Source organism: Desulfosporosinus sp. FKB (assembly GCF_002196705.1).
Classification (GTDB): Bacteria; Bacillota; Desulfitobacteriia; order Desulfitobacteriales; family Desulfitobacteriaceae; genus Desulfosporosinus.
In genome coordinates, this window is sequence record NZ_NADJ01000027.1 from 45,730 (window position 1) to 68,703 (window position 22,974).

Consider the following 22,974-nt stretch of genomic DNA (forward strand, 5'->3'; position numbering starts at 1 on the left):
TTATAGGCGTTCCCTGGATATAGTTCAGAAATAACTCGGTCAATACAACAAAAGACTAAACAATTTTGTAAATAAATTCAATTAAGAAATGGCAAATATTGCTGCGTCTTTTGCAAACTACAAGGCTAAATATATCTCGAGTGCACAAATTAGAAAGAACGCTACCCAGTTTATTAATGAAACGCGTTCTATAATCTCCAACTTACGCATTCGTCTTAATCATGAAGACAAGCAGCTATATCCCCTAGTAAAAAACCTTTAAAAGCCATAAACTCAGTAACGTATATTCACCCTAACCGTTAATTTAGCGAGCGAAATAATACTGTATTATTCTCTTGTCACTACTTAGGTTTAGGGCAATTAATGATATAATCAATAAGAAAAAGAACTAACAAAATCGGCTTCAAAAGTAAAGTTACTCTTTCTAGAATGAACTATCCAAGCCCAAAGTCTCTTTTATACTAATTTTGGGGTGATTAAAAGAACGTTTATCTTCTTAACTATTGATTTAATGTGTTTTCGATATCTATTTTTCACTTAATTCAGAAATATTTACCCATGGAATTTAAAATTGATGTTTAATGCCTCATATTATCTAACTCGAGACTACCGAGAGTCTATAATTTTTATTCTTAGGAGGATTTATGATTCGTATTATTAACCATGGAACATATCTTTTAAAAGGAAAAGATTTGTTTGAAAAAGAAAATGCCGCTATAGCTGATCGAAACTTGGAACCTCAAAGTGCTCGTAAAAATACTATCGCGTATAAAATACTTTCACAACACAACACTTCTGGTGACAATGAAAAGATAAAAATTCGCTTCGACGCTCTAGCTTCACATGATATCACCTATGTAGGAATCATTCAGACCGCTCGTGCCAGCGGACTGACTAAGTTTCCGATACCTTATGCTTTAACCAATTGCCATAACAGCCTGTGTGCAGTTGGAGGAACGATTAATGAGGATGATCATGTTTTCGGACTATCGGCTGCCCAAAAATACGGAGGCGTCTATGTTCCCGCTCATCAGGCTGTCATTCATCAATACGTAAGAGAAACAATGACCCGCTGCGGAAATATGATTCTTGGATCAGACAGTCATACTAGATATGGTGCCCTGGGGACGATGGGAATTGGTGAAGGCGGACCGGAATTAGTTAAGCAGATTTTAGAAAAAACCTATGATATAACTTATCCTGAAATTATTGCCGTATATATGGAGGGAAAACCCAGACCGGGCGTAGGACCGCAGGATATTGCACTTGCTATTATCGGTGCCGTATTTAAGAGTGGTTTCGTCAAAAATAAGGTCCTGGAATTTGTTGGTCCTGGGATTAAGAATTTGTCGATGGATTTCAGAAACGGCATTGACGTTATGACTACTGAAACTACCTGCTTAAGTTCAATTTGGACCACAGATGATAAAGTAAAGGAATACTTTGCCATCCATGGACGTGCCGAATCTTATGCTAAGCTCGAACCGGGAGAAATAGCATACTACGACGGAGCAGTTATTGTTGATCTGGACAAAATCGTCCCAATGATAGCTTTACCGTTTCATCCAAGCAATGTGTTTCCCATCGCTGATTTAAACCAAAACCTCTCTGATATCTTACGAGTTGTAGAAGAAGAAGGCCAAAAGCAAATCGATAATCCGTCAATCCATTTTAACTTAACGAAGAATATTGACAATGGCAGATTAAAAGTTGATCAGGCCATTGTTGCCGGCTGTGCAGGCGGTTCTTATGAAAACCTTGTTGACGTTGCCTCAATCGTGGAAAATCATTCTTTAGGTAATGACAGCTTGTCCTTAAGTGTTTATCCGGCAAGCCAGCCAATCTATCTTGAATTGGTCAAAAACGGAACTATGGCCAAATTGATGACTGCCGGAGCTATTATAAAAACTGCCTTTTGCGGACCATGTTTTGGCGCGGGAGATGTACCGGCTAACGGTAATCTAAGTATAAGACATGCAACTCGAAACTTCCCCAATCGTGAAGGATCAAAACCCGGTGATGGACAGCTTTCCTCAGTTGCTCTGATGGATGCCAGGTCTATTGCTGCAACTGCAGTTAACGGAGGATATTTAACACCTGCGACTGACCTTGATTTTGCCCCTGCCGATTTACCCTATAGCTTTGACCGTAAAATTTACGCTAATAGGGTCTATAACGGCTTCAGTCAACCTCAGCCCGAAAAAGGTCTGAAATTCGGGCCTAATATCGCTGAGTGGCCAAAGATGATTGCCCTGCCGGAGAATCTGCTGTTAAAGGTAGCTTGTGTGATTAATGATCCGGTCACAACGACTGATGAACTAATTCCATCCGGCGAGACATCTTCCTATCGTTCAAATCCGCTCAAACTTGCCGAATTCACGTTATCGAGAAAAGACCCTCAATATGTTCAAAGAGCTAAAGACGTTCAAAGAATAGAGTTGGAACGTCAAAATTATGTTTCTAGTGATACCTCACTCCTTTCCCCTTCATTAAAAGAACTTTGTGCTTTCCTAGCAAGTCTTCCTTTAGAAAAAGCGGAAGAAGTTCTTAAAGAAACAGGAATTGGCACAACCATTTTTGCGGTAAAACCTGGAGATGGTTCGGCCAGGGAACAAGCTGCTTCTTGCCAGAAGGTTTTAGGCGGTTGGGCTAATATTGCTGCAGAATATGCAACAAAACGTTATCGCAGTAACTTAATCAACTGGGGCATACTGCCCTTTACACTGCGTAATCCTGATCAAATGGTTTTTGGGGTTGACGATCTGATCTTTATCCCCAATGTTAAGGAAAAGTTAATGAACGGAGATGAAATCTTCCCTGTTCAACTTATTAGCCCTCAAGGGAATCGCGCAATAGAATTAATGTTAACCAATTTAACTAAGGAGGAAAGAGAAATCATTCTTAGTGGATGCTTAATCAACTATTATTCTAAGTAAACGATAGTGATATGTAATCACTGTTCAGATGAGGCATAATAATCGTAAAGGGTGTAATAATCGGCTGCTTCTGCCGATTTACACCCTTGAATTTTTTCTGATAAGACTAATAAATAAGTGCTAAAATGATAAATCTAATTATGCAAACTAATATGTCCTAATACGTCCAAAATCCCTCATATTATAATCTGACCACTATATGAATTAATAAGGCCGTAAAGAAATTTTCTTCACGGCCTACATTGCTAGTGACAAACTATAAATTAGCTATCTGAGTCTCTTCCAAAATTGTAATAATTCCCTTGATATCTTCTGGCTTTCGGCCTATTCTACGTCTTTGAAGCGTATCATCGGGCATTTTTTGCAAGCATCGAGTCCAGGCCACTCGGTACCGTTATAAGGGAAGGATGCACCGCCCATTACTTCTGTACGGTGAGCTAATTGACGTGCCACACCAAGGATTTGATCGCCCGGGATAAAGACGTTGACTTCCCCTTTTTCCGTTTTGCCAGAAGTATAACTTCCGGAACACATCGTGTTCATATTTGGTTTGTGATTAAGATAGGACCACACAGAACCTCCGCAAACGGCGGAATTAACGGTATAATTGAATTGAAGCGGATGTACATGATAAGCGCCAACAAAATCATTCAGAATATGATAAGCTTGCAGCGGATTGCAGACAAACATAACTACATCAGGTTCAACCGGGGTTTTGGCCAGCGGGGCGGTCATAAATTCCTTTACTTCCCCCATCGGCAGACGTGGTTTACTGAGCATTACTTCTTTGGCATATTCATCGTCAACGACATATTTGAAATGACCTTTAGCTTCTTCGTCAGATGGGGCTGTATAGCCAAAACTGGTCAGACAATTTTCACATAAAATATTGTTGTTATTACCTTTTAACACGTAATTGGCCATACGGGAAGCCGCTGTAAACTGACAGAATGTCATTTTGGCAGCTGCCTTTTTTTCAGCTGGATATTTATTGGCTTCTTCTTCAGATTTAAAAAACTTAATCGCAACAGGATGATAATCAAGTTTTAACAGACGTTCAAACAATTCCTGTGCTTCGGCATAGGTCATATCTGTATTGGCATTCGACAATTTAACCTTCTCCTTTCAAACTAGAAGCAGAAACTTCTCAACATATAATATAGTCTTCTATAATATAGCACCTTCTTGGTTTAGCGGGGCAAGATTAGATAATTCTGAACCCAAAAGCGTGCAGGATCATTGGTCCAAATACATAACCAATACCGATGTATGTGAGAACTACAGCCAAAAAGCCTTTAAGGTAAATACCTTTGATATACTTAGAAAGAATAGGACCGAGGTAAGATCCAACCAGGATGCCGATTAATTCAAAGCCAACCATCGGTAAATCCAGTTTGCTTCCCATACGGAGATAATTACTAATACTAGTCAGAGAAGAAATTACGATGGACATGGTCGAAGTACCTGCAACGATGAACATTGGGAAACCAAGAGCGCTGCTCAGGAACGGTACGAGAAGGAATCCGCCGCCGACGCCGAGTGCTGCTGAGATAATGGCGACAAAAATTCCGGCCAGAAAAGGAGCAAGGGTATTATAACGGAAAGTTTCTCCGGCAAACGTAAAGGTGTTGCTGATGCCCATTTCGCTGAAGTTAACGCCGATTTCTTTAATCTCACTCATTTTACCGGCTGCTTTCAGTTCTTTAACTTTTGCTTCAAATGCTTTAGTTGCCTTTTTTACTTTTTGTTGTTTTTCCCGGAATTTAGGAGTCATTTCATACCACATACGTCCGGCAATAACGAAGGTGATCAAGCCAAAGACCGGCTGATAGGATGCCATATCCTGCAAATAAGTGTGGGAAAGCCAGGAACCGAGCAGTGCTCCGATGATACCGCCTACCCCTAAACTTACAGCTGCAGGAATCACGAGGCGTCTTTCCCGCAAATATAACGGCGTAGAGATGATCGGGCTGACCAAGGTGAGAATCTGGTTCATTGGTTTAATTACATTAGCCTTTTTCATACCAAAGATAGTAATGTGTCCCACACCGGCCAAGATCCCGCCGGCAGCTCCAATGGTCGAAAATACGAATCCAACAAATGCCATCCAGATAATAACTACGATAGGGTTTACGGTAACACCCGCAATATGAAAGAACATTTCTTTGCACCTCCAAAAATTCTATCCTGCTTATCGAGTTACAGGATGAGCCTGAACACTGCCGGAAAACTTTCGCAGCAACCGGCGACCAACGTAGTAAGCAATCATTACTAAAGGATACCAGATAATTACAGAGACATGATTGCCGATCACGGGTAAATCAAATGGCAGCGTAAAGTACGGCAGCCATAAACTTATGAATCCCATGATAAAGAAGTGGGGGATTAGAAAACCAATGCCGTCAAGAAAAGACCAAGACAAGTATTCACAGAACATCTCGTTTAGCTCCCTTTGCAGCAGCGTGTACATGTCCTTATTATCATGTTCATATGCTAAAGAAGCTAATTCCCGGTATTCGACCATTCTGGCCATTAGTTTATCTTGTTTCTTACGGTGAGGGTGTAATACTTTATCAATAATTTCAAACCCAGCCAACATAACTAACACCTCACTTATTGGGACAATTTTGTTCTTCCCCTAAACTTCACGACCAGTTTTAGCATCCCTATACATTTGCCTGGCCATCAACCTCCTTTTCGTAATATCTTAAGCTTGTGTATATTATAACAAGATATAATACCCGCAAATGTCTGACGAGTGACTAAAAAGATGTTATCTTCATGACATTATTATTGTCGTGAAGATGACATCTTTTTAGTCTCCCCTGCAAGAATGTTTTCAATATCCTTCTGAATTAAGGGTTGGCAAAATATTTGTAAGACAATTTCCCTTATTTCCATCTCTTACATATCTTATGGTATAACTGGTAAAGGAGGAAATAATAATGGCATTAGGAACAGGTTTTGCTGGTGCTTGTGGAACAGGATACGGTGCAGGAATTGCTATCGTTGTTGTAATTATTCTTCTGCTTATTGCAATGGGTATCGTATTTTAATTCTGAAAGGAGATAAAATAATGTACGGATATGGTGTTGGTGGTTACGGTGTTGGCGGAGCATGCTGCGCTCCGGTTGCAGGCTTTGGTGTTGGTCGCTGTGTAGGCGTAGGAATTATCGCGATAGCAATTTTAATTCTCATCGCTTTAGGCGTTATCTTCTAGAATTACAGCAGGCTATCATCCGCTAAAGGTGATAGCCTGCTTCATTTTACTCTGATGATTAAATCAAACATACTAAGATTGAGTGTTAAATTATTGGTCTTTCTTATTGACAATTATTCCAATAACCATAATCACTGCGAAAATAATAAGATAATAAGGAATTTCCTTGCTATGAGCGTAACATGCAGCAACCACCATGAAGATGCAAGCTAATACAGCGAGTGCCGGCATAAAGAAACGTTTAAAAAAGCTGAGGGATTTTTCCTTCGCCATCATCATGACGAAAATCGGAATATACATAGCATAAATCGTAACAATGGGAAGTTCAGAGCTATCAAAGCTAAAGGGGCCAAACCATGAAACCGGCACCAAATTTGCACCATAGAAATAAAGGAGCCATACAGCACTTAACAAAAGGCCGAAAATAGAAGAGTTTGTCGGCATATTTGTATTCTGGTCAATGCTTTTAAGCACTTCCGGCTTTGGCCCCATATTCCTGGCGGCCAAAGAGTATAAACCGCGTGTGCAACCTAGCATCAGACCGTTTAGTGTTCCGAGGCAGGAAATAACAACGAAAACAAACAGAACGACACCGCCGGCGTTTGAGAAAACAGTGGAGAATGCTAATTTTGCGCCCTGTTCGCCGCCTTTCATCATAACACTGTTACTTACTGCGCCTGCAAGACCCGTATAATATAAGATATAGAGTAAGACCACAAAGATCGTACCAAAGGTAAGAGCTATAGGTAAGTTCTTTTTAGCATTTTTAAGCTCGGCATTAATACTAGTTGCAATAATCCATCCTTCGTAAGCGAAAGCAGTAGCAACGACTGCGGTAAATAAGGGATTGCTGGTTGTAACCTTTGCGATAGGACCGCTAGTAAAATTACTTATTAAAATTCCGTTTTTAAGACCAACGATCGTTCCAAAGAGAGCCATTAGAACCAAAGGAATAATTTTAATTACTGTGGTTGAGACCTGAAATTTACCGGCTAGTTTTGGCGAGAGAGCGTTTAAAGCATAGCTTGCAACGAGAAAAAAGCCTGAAATAGACATAGCTTCTCCGCCTGTGATATTCCAACCTAATAGAACACAGGTATATCTCGCAGAAACCCAAGCAAGAACTGAGGTGAGCGTAGGATAATAGATTGTTGCCATAAACCATCCGACAAAATATCCATACTTACTCCCTAGTGCAACTTCAGCGTAATCAACAAGGCCATTTACTTTTTCGTATCGCGTAGCCATAATTGCGAATACATAAGCGCAGACAACCATAATAATTCCGCCGATAACCCAGGCCAAAATTCCCAGGGGAAGATTACCGCCCGTTGCAACGAGAATCTTTTCCGCTTTGAAGAATACGCCGCTGCCTATAACGATACCGATGACCATTGCAATTGCGGTCAATAGACCATACTTCTTTTCTAAGACATTTTCCAATTAGTTATCATCCTTCCTTTCTTTTTTAACAGCAACCCTTTATTTTTCGACATAGACGTTGATTTCCCTTTAAATATATCGCAAAAAACTTAAAATTTACTATATAACATTAATGAATCATTTATCTGATCTATTACAAATACTCCAAACAAAAAAGGGCTTTAACTAAATGTCAAGTGTTGGACGTTGTGACAAGCAATCGATACACATTGGCGGCTCCAAGTTATCAAATACTCGCTTGCCGCACTGAGAGCAAAACCGTCGCTTTCCTTGGTATAAAAGAACTTTGCCGGTCAGCAAACGATAGGTCAACGATTTAACTTCTATACTTAAAGCTTTAGAGCGACATATACTGATACATCGCTGACAGAGGACGCATTTTAAGGGTTCATAAATCAAGGATAATTGCTCTTCATCTTCCCTTTTCGTTAAAGCCTCTTGCGGACAAATCGTTGGACACTCACCGCAATCTGTACAATTTTCACTCACATTTAAGACAGGCAGCGGGAGCGCTTTAACCTCAGATTGACGGGATTTCCAGGTTTCGCTCAAGAGCTGCCGTGTCTTAGGTATATGATACATTTCTTCGGAATCAGCCTTCGCAAAGATTGCTTCGAATTTCTGACGTTGAGATAAGACCGTTTCCCCGAGTTCAGAGTCCCTGTTGCCATCATCAGGCGCGACTTTAATCCCTATTGGAGGATGACCTTTCCAGGCATTATGCACTTCTTTGAACGTTTCTACGCTTATTCTACAGGCGTTTTTATCAGGACAATCTGCACACACACCGGTAAAGATCTTCACTTCCTTCTCCCGGGCATACAGCATCAGAGCCAGCCATAAATCCCGATCGATAATTCCCAGACAAGGAATTTCCTGACCTGCTGGAATTGCTTGCGGACAGTTCAAAATAACTTTCCCGGAAGCTCGAATATATTCATGAAGCTGATCAGAACTGCGGAGAACAAACCCATCACTTGGACAAACGGCCATACAAATCCCACACTCTGTGCAGCGTTTGGCGTCGAGTTCAAAATATAAAGAAATGGCTTGATGGGGACAAGAGTCAATACATAAACGGCAAATATTATCCGATGCTTTTTTACCATTGAGACAATTATTGTGATTAAATACGATTTGACAATTATAAAACATTAAAGCACCTCTTCTGTGCAACCCATGTTTACATTAAATTAGGGGTTGTTCAGCAACCCCTAATTTAACTCATCTTAAAATAAGTCAAACACCCGTACCATCTTTAGTTTGTATTTGACTAAGACTCATAACGCTTATTTTGCAGTGACAGCGTAATCGCCATTTTCAGTCGTTGTACCTTCAACGGCTTCTGTTCCTCGATGTTCAATAATATTGAAGTTTTCAACGATGAACAGATATGCTAAACAAGCTATGGAAACCAATCCCAGGCTGACAATAAACTCTGTCCAAGCAGGGAAATAATGACCGCCGTATTGGTTCAGATATTTTCCCATGCCTGTGAACACAACATCAAACCTGTTCAAGATTACTCCTGCTACATCCAGTACTCCAAACCACAGTAAACCTTTCCGCGTACCGGATAAGGAACTGAAAGCTATGATTATGGGGATGATTACACCAAAGAGCAGCTCGCTGAGGAACAAAATACTCGGCAAATCAAAAGCAAAAGCATTGGCAAAGGTTCCTTTAACGGCCATATCCACGATCTTTAAGATTAAATACAAGATCATTGCTCCGCCGGAAATTCTGACCAGCCCTCTTAGAACAGGGATTTCAACTTTATGATTAAATGCCTTCCCCGCCAGACTGCTTTCAACAATGATCATGCCTGCTCCGACAAAAAACGAGGACAACAGGAAGAACGGCGGCAGAAAGACCGACCACCAGAGCGGATTCTCTTTACCAACCATTATGTAAAACAGTTCGCCCAGGGATGATTGGTGTAATGTCGGCAGGGTAATACCAACAATCAGCAATACAGGCATTGCTTTCTTGAGGTATTTGTGTAAGCCTCTAAAAACTTTCTCTGTTGCTACTTCACAGAATTCTAAGATCTGAATCACCGTATAACAAGAAACGCACCAGAAAACTTCAAACAAGACACTGGTATGTCCCCATGATACATAAGGTCTCCAGAAGTTGAACCACTGTCCTACTTCAATTAACAATCCAAGTACGACGACAATATAACCTAATAATGAGGTCAACATGGTACTTCTCGCTATTGAATAAAACTTATCCCGGCGTAAAACGTAGATTATAAGGCATGTTCCATATCCGCCGCCTGCCAGAGCTACCCCTAACAGTACGTCAAAAGCAATCCACAGCCCCCAGGGCCATTGGTCATTCAGATTGGTTGCAGCTCCTAGGCCGAAGATAAAACGCACCAGGATTACTGCTATGGCCGCGACCGCTATGGCCATAAACACTAATCGCATGGGGGTTAATCTAAATCGCCATCTGAGACTGTGATGTTTTTTTCCTGCTTCTTTTTCGAATGTGGTAATAATATCCATGATTTCCCCTCCATTCATTTGTAATTTCTGAAATTACTCCAAAGGTTCCTTATTTTTGTTGTTATAAATATATAAGCCTGCTAACACAGCTGCCCAAGTACCCCCTATAAATGGTGTAAGTTTCATATATCCCTCCGTGTAAGAAGGCAGCGACTTGGTGGTTACATCCGTCCTGAATCTCAAATCTTCAAACGGTACATCTGAAATATATAACCAGGATGTTCCCCCTGCTTCTTTTTCGCCAAAAACTCGGTTAACATAACCATTATCTTTGATTCTCTTTTTAGCTTCGGCCAACAATTGGTCCCTGTCCCCAAATGTAATAGCTCCTGTCGGGCAAACTGAAGTACATGCTGTTTCCTGGTTATTGGTAACTCTTGACGGGCACATCTGGCATTTGCTTACTCCGGGAATGGCTTTTTTCCATTCGTATCTCAATATGTCAAATGGGCAGGCCATCATGCAATAACGGCAGCCTACGCACAGCTTCTGATCATAAACAACCGGTCCCTCGGGAAGCTTCTTTAATGCTTTAGAGAAACATGCTGAGACACAGGCAGGATCTTCACAATGAAAACATTGAGTTTTAACGTATCTTCCCACAGACGAGCCGTTTTTCTTGACATCATAACGATTTATTGAGGTCCATTCATCCGGCCACAAGCCTTTGTTGGGTTCCTTAGCTCTATCTTCAGCAGTTTTGTTCTTTTCCTGCGAATCCCAAGGGAGTTCATTCCATAATTTGCAGGCTACCGAACAGCTTTCACAACCGATACATTTTGGTATATCTACGAGTATTCCTTTTGACATTTTCTTTCACCTCCTACATATTGTCTGATTTTTTAGCAATAAACTCTGAAGCCCGGGAAATATAAGTAGTATGCAGTAGTTCTTCTGCTTTTTCACTCATCGGAGCGGTTAAGAAATCTGCATAGACTTCCTTGATTTGAGGATTATCGTAACTGTTGCGAAGTGTTGCCTTAGCATCAATTTGATATAACGAGGCAGCACGTCGATTGCGGACTTCATCTGAAGGGGGAGCAGCTGCCCGGGGTTGTCCGCCGCCATACTCACAGCCTCCGGGACAAGCCATCACTTCAATGAAATCCCACGGAGCATTACCGCCTTTAATTTGATCCATAACCGTTCTGGCATTAGCCAAACCGGAAATAACAGCAACTCTCATATTGCCAATCCCAGGAATATTAACTGTCGCATCTTTTACACCCTGCATTCCTCTCACAGGTGTTAGATCCCAAAGTGCTGAAGGCGGCTGTTGCCCGGTCACAAGATAATAAGCAGAACGAGCTGCAGCTTCCATGACACCGCCGGTGGTACCAAAGATTACTCCTGCCCCTGTGCCGGTACCCATCAACTGATCATACTGATCATCAGGCAGAGAAGCAAAATCAATCCCGGATCTCTTGATCATTCTGGCAAGTTCTCTGGTTGTCAGAACGACATCCACATCTGGTGTAACTTTATTATCCTTTAATTCTTTTTGCGCCGAAACCATTTCAGGACGCTGACATTCAAATTTCTTGGCTGTACAAGGCATGATGGCTACTGAAAAGATCTTTTTGGGATCTACATTCTTCTTTTCAGCATAATAGGTTTTCATAAGAGTTCCTTCCATCTGCTGAGGAGACTTCGCTGATGATAAATTAGGGATAAGTTCAGGATAAAAATATTCGACAAACTTAACCCAACCTGGACAACATGAAGTGAGTTGAGGGAGAGGCTTTTTCAAATCGCCTTTAACCCGTTTAAGAAGTTCTGTTCCTTCTTCCATAATTGTCAGGTCAGCAGTGAAGTTCGTATCAAATATTACGTCAAAACCTAATTTTCTTAAGGCTGCAACTTGTTTGCCCTGAACATTCGTTCCGACAGGCAGACCAAATTCTTCACCAAGACCAATACGTGTTGCGGGCGCAGTCTGAACTACAACTGTGACATTTGGATCGGCAATAGCTTTAAAGACTTTATCCGTTTCATCCCGTTCAGAAATTGCCCCGGAAGGACACCATTGGGTACACTGTCCGCAATTTACACAAACAAATTCATTTTTAATTGGCAGTTCATAATTTCCAAACACAGATTGAACTTTCTCACATACTTCAATACATTGACCACAAAGAATACACTTTTGGTCATCTCTGACAATTGAAGGATTCAGCGGATCAATAGGAACCCGGCCGCGAACATTGGTTGGCCAGCTGCCTGGCGCATTGTATTGAGCCGGCATCCAACCTTTTCCACCGGCAGCACTATCAGCTGTTGCCACTTCGCCGCATCCCGCCAAACTTAACGAGACACCGGTTAAACTTGCTCCTCCAACAATTTTAAGAAAAGAACGTCTGGACAATTTTTTTACTTGCCCTGCTTTGCTTGCCATGTGTTTTACCACCTTTTTGTAACTCTCTTCTTTTTGTAAATCTTTTTGTAAATTTGTTAGTTAATTGCCGTGAAAGTCTAATTCGTTTCATCTAGTTGTTCAGTTGTTTCAGTTGTTTGAGATAGTTATAATAGTTAGAATTTTTCAATAAGTTAAAACTTTCACATGTTTTTGTGAAGATTTACACTTTCACATGACGAAAGTTTGGTAAAGTAGTGAAGACATTTTTCCCCTTTTGAGGATGATCAGAATTTCATATGTAGAACAAAAAGACGCCCCTTTCTATAAAACTTTAACTTGGTCAGAATAATAACATTTTTTAGTTTAATCTCTTTAATGGTATCTGTCTTCCTTATGAACATAAAAAAAATTTTTTTTAAATAAATAAATCCATCAGAGTTATTAAAATAAAAATGAATTTTTTAAAGCGCACTTTAAAAAACCGAGGCTAAAGCCCCGGTCCTCCAATTGTCCTGTCATATCCTTGATTTTAACGTTGTAACCATGGAATCCATAGTACGCTGTTTAACATATTTTATCTGCATTTTAATAATTAATTTTAAACTTAAGTGGTTCTTAGAGTGGCCTAAAATTCACCAATTTATTCCTTTCTTGACGGAAACTGAGGTGTTGCATCGAAGACGACAGAAACATCTTTGAGGTGCTCTGTGATCTTCAAATGCTGTGGACACGCTTTTTCACATTCTTTACAGCCAATACAGTCACTTGCCCTGCCATGATTCGCCGCAAGGTTCAAATAATAGACAAACTGACTGGAAAAGTTATTCGTCGTAGCACGTTTGGTACTATTATATAAGGCAAAGTAATCCGGAATAGCAATCTTTTTCGGACAGCCTTTTTCGCAATATCTACAGATTGTACAAGGAATTGCTGTATTTTCGTTGATCACTTCGGTTACTTGATTGATAACGTTGTACTCTTCTTCGTTCAAAGGTTTGAAGTCTGCCATATAGGAAGTATTATCAATAACTTGTTGTATACTATTCATTCCGCTTAGTACCATGAAGACTCCTTCCTGACTGGCAGCAAATCGGATTGCCCAGGATGGAACAGAAGCCTGATGATTGTATTCTTTCATTACCTTTTCTGCTTTTTCCGGTACTAAGGCAAGCGAGCCTCCTTTACATGGCTCCATGACGATAAGCGGCTTATTATGCTTTCTAGCGACCTCATAACACCTTCTTGATTGAATGCTTGGATTTTCCCAGTCAATATAATTGATCTGTAACTGCACAAAATCCAATTCGGGGTGAGCCGTTAAGATCTCATCCAATAATTCGGGTGAATCGTGGAATGACATCCCGAGATTTTTGATCTTACCCTCGTTCTTTTTATTCATCCCAAAACCGAAACTATCAAGTTCACAAGCCTTCTTATAGGTGACAACGCCGAGATTGTGAAGAAGATAATAATCGAAATACTCCACACCGCATTTTTCCAGTTGCTCATTAAAGACTTTTTCCTGGTCCTCTACAGTTTTTACATCTCTCATAGGAAGCTTTGTGGCAAGTTCAAACTCATCTCGTTGATGTCTTTTAACAAGAGCCTCTCTCATTACACTCTCACTCATGTAGCTATGGTAGACATATGCAGTATCAAAGTAGGTAAATCCATTCTCCAAAAAAGTATCAACAAGCTTGTTTACCGTTTCTTTATCAACGGATGTTTGGTCATTCTTGTCCAGAAGCGGTAATCTCATGCAGCCAAAACCTAATTTTTTTTCCATCTTACGTTTTCCTTTCTCCTTCAAACCTTTTCTATGATTAATGATTTGAACGACAGTTCGTATTTTAACCTCCTGTCATAGTCTATCATTTAGAGTTAACTCCAAGTCAAGTCATTAATTTTAAAGATAGTAATAAGGTTTTAAGCATTTCGTGGTTTTCCTGAGTGAGCTGAGTAACTATTTCGACTTCATGCATTTAGATGTAACGACTCTTGACAAGCGGACCATTCTCCGTTTAAAATATACGGAGAGTTCTCCACTTTTTATTGCATTGTCACTTTGAAAGGAGCCTAGTATTATGCCCATATGGAAAAGAAATTTATTAGTTTGTTGGTTTGGAATGTTTGTAGCAGGCATAGGTATGAGTCAAATTGCTCCTGTATTGCCGCTTTATATTCAGCACCTGGGAATTCATAGTGCCTCTTCGATTGCCCAACTGTCCGGAATAGCTTTTGGTGTTACCTATATTATTTCAGCTATTTTTTCACCGATATGGGGACATTTTGCCGACAAATTTGGACGAAAGCCAATGATTTTGCGAGCAAGTCTTGGCATGGCTCTAGTTATAGGATGTATGGGGTTTGCGCCGAATGTCTATGTATTGATTGGCTTAAGATTATTGCAGGGCGCAATCACCGGTTATAGCACAGCATGTACTGCTTTAATTGCAACTCAAACCGATAAGGAACACGCTGGCTATGCTCTTGGTACACTTTCAACCGGAAGTATTGCAGGCTCTTTACTTGGTCCAATCATTGGCGGATTTATCGAAGAGAACTTTGGCTTTCAACCAGTATTTTTTATAACAGGTGCCTTGCTGTTGATTGCCTTTATTCTAACCCTTTTATTTGTGCAGGAATCTTTTGTTCGCAAGGATAAAGCGGCCATCGGTACCAAGGCAATGTTGAAGAATATCCCTGAAAAGAGTTTAACGATTACGTTACTCGTGACGTTCTTTGCTATTACTTTGGGACTATATTCAATTGAGCCTATTGTAACGGTTTATGTCACTCATTTAACAGCAGGTTCAGGTCATATCGCCCTGCTGGCAGGATTAGCATTCTCTGCCTCAGGTCTTGCCAATATTATTGCAGCTCCAAGATTGGGAAAACTCTCTGATAAAATAGGAGCTCATAAAGTTATGTTAGTCGCTCTTATTGCTGCCGGAATCATTTATATACCTCAAGCCTTTGTGCAAAACCCATGGCAATTGGTGGGACTGCGCTTTTTATTAGGATTAGCCATAGCAGGACTAAATCCTTCAGTTAATACCCTGGTTAAGAAAATTACACCAGAATCCCTAACAGCCGGAGTTTTTGGTTATACCATGTCGGCAGGATATTTGGGTGTCTTTGGAGGTTCGGTTTTAGGCGGGCAAGTGGCAGCCTACCTGGGCATTCACTATGTCTTTTTCATAACCAGTGCATTATTACTAATCAATGCAGTCTGGGTATATTTTAAAGTCTATAGCAAACTTTGTTGCAGAGAGAAAAGTATCGATCTACTCAATTAGCAAATCTAAAAACTTGAATTGACATGTATCTACAAGTCCCCGATTAGTTAATCTCAGCTCTGGCAGAACGGCCAAGGCCAGCAGTGATGTGGTCATAAATGGGGATACCAAATCGCAGCCCAGCTCCTGCCATGCTCTCTCGAGACTAGCTACTTTCCCGGCTACTACCTCAGCAGGTTCTTCACACATCAGCCCAGCTATAGGTAAAGGCAGCAGTGCAATAATCTGACCGTTTTTAACAGCCACGAGTCCGCCGCCGACTTCAGCAAGAGTATTTCCGGCAAAAGCCATGTCCGCATCATTCGTCCCAACAATCAGCAGGTTATGCGCATCATGGGAAACCGTTGAAGCTACGGCTCCTTCTTTTAGGTTAAAGCCTTTAACAAACCCTTTCCCCATAGTACCCGTTGCTTTATGGCGTTCAATAACTGCGGCTTTGATGACATCCTGTCTTAAGTCCGTTTGAATTTTGCCGGCAGCAACGGGTAACAAACATTCCCTATGATAAGTCCCGACCTTAGCCTCAATAATTTCTATAACCCGAACCTTAGCCTGGTTTTGCTCAGAACTCGGGACGGACACTGCAAAAGCCTCAGCCGCCAATTTCCCAGCCAAATGCACGGTTTTCTTCGCGTAATCCGGATAGGAGCTTCCGGAAATCTCCACAGTCAGTTTACCGTTTTCAGCAACCAGTTCCCCATTAATGATAACTTTTTCGATGGTTACGTTCGTTAAGTCACTTATTATCAAAATATCCGCCCAGCGACCTGGGGAAATACTGCCAAGATCCTTACTCATTTCAAAGCATTGAGCAACATTTAACGTCACCATTTGGACAGCTGTAATGGGGTTAACCCCCTCTTCGATGGCCCGTTTAACGATATGATCAAGGTGTCCTAAGGTAACCAACGTTTCCGGATGGGTGTCATCACTGATTAGGGTTGCGTAGCGCGTATCTATCCGGTTCTCAGTGATACTTCTGACTGTTTCCTTTAAATCATGCCAAGCAGAACCTTCCCGCAGCTGCGCATACATGCCCAGACGCATCTTGGCCAGTGCATCTTCCATCCTTACAGACTCATGGCAGCAGCGTACGCCGGCGGCCACATAAGCATTTAAGCCTGCTCCCGTTTCCGGCAGCGAGTAATGCCCGGTAATTGTCTTATTAGCATTTAGTGTTGCCTGAAGTTCCTTATGCATATCAGAATTCCCCTGAATTACTCCGGGAAAATTCATCATTTCTCCCAAGCCCACAACCTCTTTCCAGGTCATCGCTTCTTCTATCTCTTTAGGCCCTAATTCAGCTCCGGTATCTTCAAAGCCCGGAGCTGCCGGAACGCAGGAAGGCATTGCGGTATAAACCCTGAGAGGCACATTTCTGCCGTCTTCAATCATCAGACGTACTCCATCCATGCCCAGAACATTGGCCATTTCATGGGGATCCATAAAAATGGCCGTTGTTCCATGGGGGATAACAGCGCGAGCAAATTCTCGGACTGACAGCATACTGCTTTCAACATGCATATGTCCATCCATGAACCCGGGTGTAATATAATTCCCCTGGGCATCGATAACTTGTGTATTTTCACTGATCGTATGAGAAGCATTTTCGACTAAAGCTATTCTTCCGTGAGTAATAGCGACATCTACGCCCGAAATAATTTCTGCCGTATTGACATTCACTAAGCGAGCATTCTTTATGACCATATCCGCTGGTTCTCTCCCCTGTGCAACTGCAGCCAGCTTCTCTGTGACCTCTGCTAAGGCATACCTTCTTTTCATAAAACTGTCATTCCTTTCGCTGTGTTCAAGGCACAAATGCCTGTCGTCATTATCTGTTCTATCGAATGAGCTGTTAATCTAATACTTCACCAAAATAGTTGTAATTACCTGCTTGTTATTGATTTTGCTTATTTGTAAACCTCTTCCAGAAACCTTCATGAGTCAGAACCATTTATTTCCTCTTTTTACTTAAATGACTTCATCCTCCTTTATGTTGATGAAATTTTTCTTCATTAGTAAAGCATAAAAAAGGGATTTCGCTAATTTATCTAGAATATTTCGAATATTGTTAATTGAAATATCCTATTTTAAAATTCACCTTCATTTATACAAAGGAGGAATACAATGAAAACAGCAACTGAATACCTTGAGAGTATGAAAGCTTATAACCCAAGGATCTTTCTTGGCGGAAAGCAGGTCAACCTTCATGAAAATTCCACCACCTTGACCGTTCTTCGTGCTAACGCCAGGGTTTACGAGCTGGCTGAGGATCCGAAATACGCTGAGATTATGACTGCCATTTCACCGTATTCAGGTGAAAAGGTAAGCCGGAACCTGCACATTTCTTCCAGCACCGCCGATTTAGAAAAAAGGTCAGAAATGGCCACCCTAACCAGCCAAATGCTGGGAACCTGTAATTATCGCTGCGTGGGGGCGGATGTATTGAACGCCTTAGCAGGTATCACTTGGGAAATGGACAAGGAGTTAGGCACAAATTATCACAGCCGCCTGCTCAATCATGTTAAATACCTCCAGGAAAACGACCTGGCAGTAAGCGGAGGGGTTACCGACGCTAAAGGCGACCGAACTAAACGGCCTGTGGAACAGGATGATCCCGACGTATACGTTCACGTTGTGGAAAAAAGAGAAGACGGCATCGTGGTACGGGGAGCAAAAGTTAGCCAGAGTGGAGCTATCGGTTCTCACGAGACCTTAGTTATTCCCACTATGGGCATGCGGCAGGGAGAAGAAGACTTTGCCGTAGCCTTTGCCGTACCCAACGGAGCCGCAGGATTAACGTACATTTGCCAGTATACTCCCTTCACTGCTGAAAGAGAACTTTCCCCTGACGTGAAATATCTGGGCAATCCCCTTTACGGTCAAAGGGAGACTTGCATCATGGTCTTCGACAACGTTTTTATACCTTGGGAACATGTTTTTATGTGCGGTGAAGCAAAGTATGCCGGACGATTAGTCGCTCGGTTCGCCAAGACACATCGCATGAACTGCGGCGGTGCCTGCAAAGTAGGTTTTGCTGACCTGATCATCGGTGCCACCCAACTTGCCGCAGAGTTCTCCGGGGTTCAAAAAGCACCTCATATTGTGGAAAAGATGACCGACATGATTCGAATCAATGAAACCGCTCGGGCCTGTACTATCGCCGCAGCGCTGAAAGGACATGAGGAACCGGCCGGCTCCGGCTTTTTTCAGCCGGATGACATCTTTGGCAACGCAGCCAAACTTACCATTGCCGACGGTTTTTGGGATATCCTGAAATGGGCCGGAGACATTGGCGGCGGGATGGCAGTAACCATGCCTTCAGAGCTGGAATTAGAAAATCCTGAAACAGCCCATTATGTCCGCAAGTTCATGAAAGCCTCAGCACCAGCCGAACAACGCCTCCGAATCGCTAAGTTTATTCAAAACTGGTGTGCCGGCCTGCATGGTGCAGGCACTTGGCATGGCGCCGGTTCCCCCATGGCGCAAAAAATGGCCTTATATGCCCTTACTAACTTCGAAGAGAAAAAAAGCCTTGCCAGAAATCTAGCCGGTTTAAAAGAAGAGTGAACTCGTCCCGCTAAAGCTGAACATTGGGATTCTACCCCCGCCGAAGCAAGGCATGGAAACCGCTCCCACTTGTAGAAGTGGGAGCCTTACGATTGGATAAATGTACAGACCTTAAGTTTTAGACAAACTTATTTAATCAACAATATAGGGGCATATGATAATAATTTTAGAAATCTATTGAGACTGCCAGCAAAAAATACTGGCAGTCTTTGCTTGACATCCCTTCTATAAGACTTACTTCAAAAGAAATAAAATAATCAGATCCTTAAATAAGATCTGATTACTAAAAAAGACTTAACCCAAAGTGTTAAGTCCATTGCTTTATTTTTTGCTGGCGGAGAAGGAGGGATTTGAACCCTCGCAGCAGTTGCCCACTCTAACGGTTTTCCAAACCGTCCTCTTCATCCACTTGAGTACTTCTCCTTGTTTTTAGAATTAACCGAAATTCGGCCGCAAATACAGAAATGGTGAGCCATCCGCGACTCGAACGCGGGACACCCTGATTAAAAGTCAGGTGCTCTACCGACTGAGCTAATGGCTCATTATGAAATGGTGACCCGTACGGGATTCGAACCCGTGTAGCCGCCGTGAAAGGGCGGTGTCTTAAGCCGCTTGACCAACGGGCCAGGTGAATTTTATAGGAGGTATAATCTCCTATGTATTGGGGTGGATAGTGGGACTTGAACCCACGAGTGCCGGAGCCACAATCCGGTGCGTTAACCACTTCGCCATACCCACCACGAATAATAAATGGCTGGGGTGGCTGGATTCGAACCAACGAATGCCAGAGTCAAAGTCTGGTGCCTTACCGCTTGGCGACACCCCAATATATCTTAATGCCTAAGCTTTCGCTTAGAGCAATTTTGACTTGCTTTTAACTTTCTTTAGCAGAACGTTTAATCAGCATCTTCAACGACTTTTAGCGCGGAATTAAATACTAGCATTTATAGTTCATGTTGTCAATATATATTGTGAACATAACTCAAATCTAAGTGTCTTCCCTCAAGACTGGGTTTCCTCAATAGTCTTCGACCCTTGTCATCCCCTCGCTTGTCAATCATTTTCTAAAGATATATAATTCCCATGAGGAGGTGAGCTAATGCAACTTGATAGTTGGCTTTTTTTATTTTTTAACTTAACAATATTATTAGCCTTTTCCGGAATTGTTTTTACTTTATTTAAAAGCGATATCAATGTTCATATGCTCGAAACTACCTCCATAGAAAGAAATCAATTCATTTTACGCACACTCATTCTTATTCGTTTTCAAAAATATCTTGTTATCAGGAGAATGCTTAAACAAGAAAACGATGACGATCCGCCATATGTATCCTCTTTAGTTTTTTAAAGAAAATCTAAGGAGGAATAATTAAATGCATATGTTTGGTTCGTTATTTTCTTTAATATTAGGTTCCCTAATTAATTTAACAGGTGATTGGTTTTTGGCGGTTGCTTTATTAACCTTTGGACTTAAACTTCTTCTCTTTCCATTGTCGGTTAATCAGCAACGAACTCAGCTATTATCAGCTAACTTAAGTCAGGTAAAGTCTGTTTTAACGGTCAAATTTCACAATAAAACAGAAAAGGTTAATTCTGAGTTGCTAAAGATCTCTTCAAAGTACAAGGTTAATTCCTTTATATCATTTCTGCCATTTATAATCCAAGCGCCAATCCTCTTCTCGTTTTATTTTTCTGTTCTAAATTTGAGCTCGTCCGTTGGCAGTTTTCTTCTTCCTTGGGTTTCTGGGGTTCACGCAATGGATAATCTTCACATTTTGCCTGCGATAGCGGGTTTCTTCCAGGGGGTTAATGGATTTACCTCTAGTAACAGAAATTTCTTGTCCTTCCTCGTTCCGGTGATCATTGGATTGATTTTTCTTTGGAAAGCGCCAGCGGCACTCAGTGCCTATTGGATTGTGAACTCAGCCTTGGGATTAACCGAAAAGCAGATCTTTTCCCTCCGCGCTGTGCGCAAAAGGCTGTTTAATATCCCTACCCCAGAGCAAATGATAGAAGAAACTGTGTAAACGCCCAGGGAGAGCCGTTACTTCTTTCGGAGTAAAACGACTCTCCCTTTGACTTCATTGCCAAGGTAATCAAGTTTACAATAAACATGCCCCAAGTAAGAAAATAGTCTTAGATTTGTGACTCACTTAGACTATTTTATAAACTCTGCCCACTTGTCTTTATCAATGTCCATGAATTTAGCCCTAATGAAGTTTTGCTTCTGGTCATAAGGAACAGTACAGTCAAAAATCGCTTTACATGATATACCAGCATCACGAATACTGGATGAATACTCTGGACTACTAGAAGGATCCAAAGGATGGCATCTTACACCCGGAATAAAGATTGCATCTTCATTACCCTGAAACCGGGTAGTCATTGCCCACATGACATCATTCATATCAAATAAATCTACATCCTCATCTACCAGGAATACATGTTTTAACTCACTAAAGGCTGAAAAAGCAAGGAGTGCTGCCTGTCTTTGACGTCCCTCATCACTTGGCATTCTCTTTTTAAATTGGATAACGACGACGTATTTACCCCCTCCGCAAGGTGCTGCATAGACATTTTGCAATCTGCCAGGCATAGCTCGTTCAATCATTTGAATAATACTTGCTTCTGTTGGAATGCCGGCCATGGATACATGTTCCTCGCTTGGTCCGATACAAGATTGCATAATGGGGTTAACACGATGTGTAACTGCTTTAACCTTAATAATTTGAACTTCTTTGGCATCACCGGTGTACCCCGGGAACTCCGGCATGGCCTTTCCGGTATTGGTGTTCTGATCTTCTCGTACAGTTTGATTGGGCAGCAATTCACCCTCGATAACATATTCGGCATGGGCAATACAATTTTCGTTGATCGTAAGACATTTTGTTAACTCCACAGGTCTATTGCGCAAAGCTCCGGCTATCTGCAGTTCATTAAATCCCAGAGGTGTGGTTGGCGGTTCAAAACACGCAGCGATTTCTATGGCCGGATCTACACCGATACTGATCGAGATGGGAAGCGGTTTACCCATGGCTTCAGCTTTTTCACGGAAAACGCCTAAATGACGAGCACCGGGTGTAAAAAACATACTTATTTCATCTTTGGACTGTATGCAAAGGCGATGAATGGTAATATCCGTGTCTCCATTTTCAGGATCCGTCGCATAACACATCCCCAATGTAATATAGGGACCGGCATCCTCTTCTGTATTCGTAGGGGCCGGGACCAACTTTTTTAGATCAAACCCAGGGTCATCGGCATAATGAACAACTTCTTGGCATTTCGCATCCTTATTGTCAATAACAATCGGTGGTACAGGATTTTTTAGAGAATTTCCCAAATGGAAACCTAATGTTTTCGGATCTGTATCCAAAAGCAACCCGACACGTTTTCTGCTGGCTAATAAGCCAATCGCTACCCTGGCATGATCAAACCCCTTGATTTTATTAAAAACCATTGCCGGGCCTTCCTTAGTCGGTCTCATTACAGTTCCGCCTGCTCCAACATGTCGATAAACTCCTGATAATTCAGCATGTGGATCAACTTCAATATCCGTCTGAATTAACTGACCCGGAATAGATCCTAACAATTCTAATGCGGTTCTTAAGTCATTAACTTGTTTCTTTTGCGACAT

The 22,974-nt window shown here is 41.6% G+C and carries 17 protein-coding genes and 5 tRNA genes; 6 read left to right on the forward strand and 16 right to left on the reverse strand.

What is annotated here, in order from left to right:
• Nucleotides 1-644 precede the first annotated feature (644 nt).
• A complete protein-coding gene (locus tag B5Y67_RS08470; protein ID WP_088226018.1) occupies nucleotides 645-2,936 on the forward strand; it encodes a hydratase in 2,292 nt (763 codons plus the stop codon).
• Between the two features lie 324 nt (nucleotides 2,937-3,260).
• Here the strand turns inward: B5Y67_RS08470 and B5Y67_RS08475 are convergent, their stop codons facing one another.
• From B5Y67_RS08475 to B5Y67_RS08485, 3 genes are all read right to left on the reverse strand, one after another.
• Nucleotides 3,261-4,046, reverse strand: coding sequence for a DUF169 domain-containing protein (locus tag B5Y67_RS08475; protein ID WP_242975909.1), 786 nt, complete (start codon nucleotides 4,044-4,046; stop codon nucleotides 3,261-3,263).
• A gap of 94 nt (nucleotides 4,047-4,140) precedes the next feature.
• Entirely contained in the window at nucleotides 4,141-5,097 is a 957-nt protein-coding gene (locus B5Y67_RS08480; protein ID WP_088226019.1) for a sulfite exporter TauE/SafE family protein, read from the reverse strand.
• Nucleotides 5,098-5,127: 30 nt separating this feature from the next.
• A complete protein-coding gene (locus B5Y67_RS08485) occupies nucleotides 5,128-5,535 on the reverse strand; it encodes a hypothetical protein (protein WP_088226020.1) in 408 nt (135 codons plus the stop codon).
• A 477-nt stretch (nucleotides 5,536-6,012) separates the two neighbouring features.
• On the opposite strand from B5Y67_RS08485, the gene B5Y67_RS25285 reads away from it, so the two are divergent.
• On the forward strand, nucleotides 6,013-6,156 hold the full coding sequence (locus B5Y67_RS25285; RefSeq protein ID WP_170932637.1) for a hypothetical protein: 144 nt from the start codon (nucleotides 6,013-6,015) through the stop codon (nucleotides 6,154-6,156).
• Between the two features lie 90 nt (nucleotides 6,157-6,246).
• Here the strand turns inward: B5Y67_RS25285 and B5Y67_RS08490 are convergent, their stop codons facing one another.
• From B5Y67_RS08490 to B5Y67_RS08515, 6 genes are all read right to left on the reverse strand, one after another.
• On the reverse strand, nucleotides 6,247-7,599 hold the full coding sequence (locus B5Y67_RS08490) for an APC family permease (RefSeq protein WP_088226021.1): 1,353 nt from the start codon (nucleotides 7,597-7,599) through the stop codon (nucleotides 6,247-6,249).
• 165 nt (nucleotides 7,600-7,764) lie between these two features.
• On the reverse strand, nucleotides 7,765-8,754 hold the full coding sequence (locus tag B5Y67_RS08495) for a 4Fe-4S dicluster domain-containing protein (protein WP_088226022.1): 990 nt from the start codon (nucleotides 8,752-8,754) through the stop codon (nucleotides 7,765-7,767).
• 134 nt (nucleotides 8,755-8,888) lie between these two features.
• Complete coding sequence (gene nrfD / locus B5Y67_RS08500) at nucleotides 8,889-10,112, reverse strand: NrfD/PsrC family molybdoenzyme membrane anchor subunit (protein ID WP_088226023.1); 1,224 nt, start codon at nucleotides 10,110-10,112, stop codon at nucleotides 8,889-8,891.
• Nucleotides 10,113-10,145: 33 nt separating this feature from the next.
• Entirely contained in the window at nucleotides 10,146-10,922 is a 777-nt protein-coding gene (locus tag B5Y67_RS08505) for a 4Fe-4S dicluster domain-containing protein (RefSeq protein ID WP_088226024.1), read from the reverse strand.
• A 13-nt stretch (nucleotides 10,923-10,935) separates the two neighbouring features.
• Nucleotides 10,936-12,507, reverse strand: coding sequence for a [FeFe] hydrogenase, group A (locus tag B5Y67_RS08510; RefSeq protein ID WP_088226025.1), 1,572 nt, complete (start codon nucleotides 12,505-12,507; stop codon nucleotides 10,936-10,938).
• 601 nt (nucleotides 12,508-13,108) lie between these two features.
• Nucleotides 13,109-14,254 (reverse strand): aldo/keto reductase, encoded by a 1,146-nt coding sequence (locus tag B5Y67_RS08515; protein WP_088226026.1) that lies wholly within the window; start codon nucleotides 14,252-14,254, stop codon nucleotides 13,109-13,111.
• A gap of 298 nt (nucleotides 14,255-14,552) precedes the next feature.
• Between B5Y67_RS08515 and B5Y67_RS08520 the strand changes: the two genes are divergently transcribed.
• On the forward strand, nucleotides 14,553-15,767 hold the full coding sequence (locus tag B5Y67_RS08520) for a multidrug efflux MFS transporter (protein ID WP_088226027.1): 1,215 nt from the start codon (nucleotides 14,553-14,555) through the stop codon (nucleotides 15,765-15,767).
• Here the strand turns inward: B5Y67_RS08520 and ade are convergent.
• Nucleotides 15,756-17,549, reverse strand: coding sequence for an adenine deaminase (gene ade, locus B5Y67_RS08525; protein WP_088226028.1), 1,794 nt, complete (start codon nucleotides 17,547-17,549; stop codon nucleotides 15,756-15,758). The genes B5Y67_RS08520 and ade overlap by 12 nt on opposite strands.
• Nucleotides 17,550-17,894: 345 nt before the next feature.
• On the opposite strand from ade, the gene B5Y67_RS08530 reads away from it, so the two are divergent.
• Nucleotides 17,895-19,337 (forward strand): 4-hydroxyphenylacetate 3-hydroxylase N-terminal domain-containing protein, encoded by a 1,443-nt coding sequence (locus tag B5Y67_RS08530; protein ID WP_088226029.1) that lies wholly within the window; start codon nucleotides 17,895-17,897, stop codon nucleotides 19,335-19,337.
• A 332-nt stretch (nucleotides 19,338-19,669) separates the two neighbouring features.
• Here B5Y67_RS08530 and B5Y67_RS08535 read toward each other — a convergent pair.
• The 5 genes from B5Y67_RS08535 to B5Y67_RS08555 form a co-directional block, all read right to left on the reverse strand.
• Nucleotides 19,670-19,760 (reverse strand) — tRNA-Ser (locus tag B5Y67_RS08535).
• A 42-nt stretch (nucleotides 19,761-19,802) separates the two neighbouring features.
• Nucleotides 19,803-19,878 (reverse strand) — tRNA-Lys (locus B5Y67_RS08540).
• A gap of 9 nt (nucleotides 19,879-19,887) precedes the next feature.
• Nucleotides 19,888-19,963: transfer RNA gene (locus B5Y67_RS08545), tRNA-Glu, on the reverse strand.
• A gap of 36 nt (nucleotides 19,964-19,999) precedes the next feature.
• Nucleotides 20,000-20,075: transfer RNA gene (locus B5Y67_RS08550), tRNA-His, on the reverse strand.
• A 13-nt stretch (nucleotides 20,076-20,088) separates the two neighbouring features.
• A tRNA-Gln gene (locus B5Y67_RS08555) sits at nucleotides 20,089-20,163 on the reverse strand.
• Between the two features lie 273 nt (nucleotides 20,164-20,436).
• Between B5Y67_RS08555 and B5Y67_RS08560 the strand changes: the two genes are divergently transcribed.
• Both B5Y67_RS08560 and B5Y67_RS08565 read left to right on the forward strand, forming a co-directional pair.
• Nucleotides 20,437-20,685, forward strand: coding sequence for a hypothetical protein (locus tag B5Y67_RS08560; protein ID WP_088226030.1), 249 nt, complete (start codon nucleotides 20,437-20,439; stop codon nucleotides 20,683-20,685).
• A gap of 25 nt (nucleotides 20,686-20,710) precedes the next feature.
• Nucleotides 20,711-21,364 (forward strand): YidC/Oxa1 family membrane protein insertase, encoded by a 654-nt coding sequence (locus B5Y67_RS08565; protein ID WP_088226031.1) that lies wholly within the window; start codon nucleotides 20,711-20,713, stop codon nucleotides 21,362-21,364.
• A gap of 131 nt (nucleotides 21,365-21,495) precedes the next feature.
• On the opposite strand, the gene B5Y67_RS08570 is transcribed toward B5Y67_RS08565, so the two are convergent.
• Complete coding sequence (locus B5Y67_RS08570) at nucleotides 21,496-22,974, reverse strand: UbiD family decarboxylase (protein ID WP_088226032.1); 1,479 nt, start codon at nucleotides 22,972-22,974, stop codon at nucleotides 21,496-21,498.

What these genes read in the sequence shown, in the direction of transcription:
- B5Y67_RS08470 (WP_088226018.1), top strand. Translation starts at nt 645, where the DNA reads ATGATTCGTATTATTAACCATGGAACATATCTTTTAAAAGGAAAAGAT.
- B5Y67_RS08480 (WP_088226019.1), bottom strand. Translation starts at nt 5,097, where the DNA reads ATGTTCTTTCATATTGCGGGTGTTACCGTAAACCCTATCGTAGTTATT.
- B5Y67_RS08485 (WP_088226020.1), bottom strand. Translation starts at nt 5,535, where the DNA reads ATGTTGGCTGGGTTTGAAATTATTGATAAAGTATTACACCCTCACCGT.
- B5Y67_RS25285 (WP_170932637.1), top strand. Translation starts at nt 6,013, where the DNA reads ATGTACGGATATGGTGTTGGTGGTTACGGTGTTGGCGGAGCATGCTGC.
- B5Y67_RS08495 (WP_088226022.1), bottom strand. Translation starts at nt 8,754, where the DNA reads ATGTTTTATAATTGTCAAATCGTATTTAATCACAATAATTGTCTCAAT.
- nrfD (WP_088226023.1), bottom strand. Translation starts at nt 10,112, where the DNA reads ATGGATATTATTACCACATTCGAAAAAGAAGCAGGAAAAAAACATCAC.
- B5Y67_RS08505 (WP_088226024.1), bottom strand. Translation starts at nt 10,922, where the DNA reads ATGTCAAAAGGAATACTCGTAGATATACCAAAATGTATCGGTTGTGAA.
- B5Y67_RS08510 (WP_088226025.1), bottom strand. Translation starts at nt 12,507, where the DNA reads ATGGCAAGCAAAGCAGGGCAAGTAAAAAAATTGTCCAGACGTTCTTTT.
- B5Y67_RS08515 (WP_088226026.1), bottom strand. Translation starts at nt 14,254, where the DNA reads ATGGAAAAAAAATTAGGTTTTGGCTGCATGAGATTACCGCTTCTGGAC.
- B5Y67_RS08520 (WP_088226027.1), top strand. Translation starts at nt 14,553, where the DNA reads ATGCCCATATGGAAAAGAAATTTATTAGTTTGTTGGTTTGGAATGTTT.
- ade (WP_088226028.1), bottom strand. Translation starts at nt 17,549, where the DNA reads ATGAAAAGAAGGTATGCCTTAGCAGAGGTCACAGAGAAGCTGGCTGCA.
- B5Y67_RS08530 (WP_088226029.1), top strand. Translation starts at nt 17,895, where the DNA reads ATGAAAACAGCAACTGAATACCTTGAGAGTATGAAAGCTTATAACCCA.
- B5Y67_RS08560 (WP_088226030.1), top strand. Translation starts at nt 20,437, where the DNA reads ATGCAACTTGATAGTTGGCTTTTTTTATTTTTTAACTTAACAATATTA.
- B5Y67_RS08565 (WP_088226031.1), top strand. Translation starts at nt 20,711, where the DNA reads ATGCATATGTTTGGTTCGTTATTTTCTTTAATATTAGGTTCCCTAATT.
- B5Y67_RS08570 (WP_088226032.1), bottom strand. Translation starts at nt 22,974, where the DNA reads ATGTCGCAAAAGAAACAAGTTAATGACTTAAGAACCGCATTAGAATTG.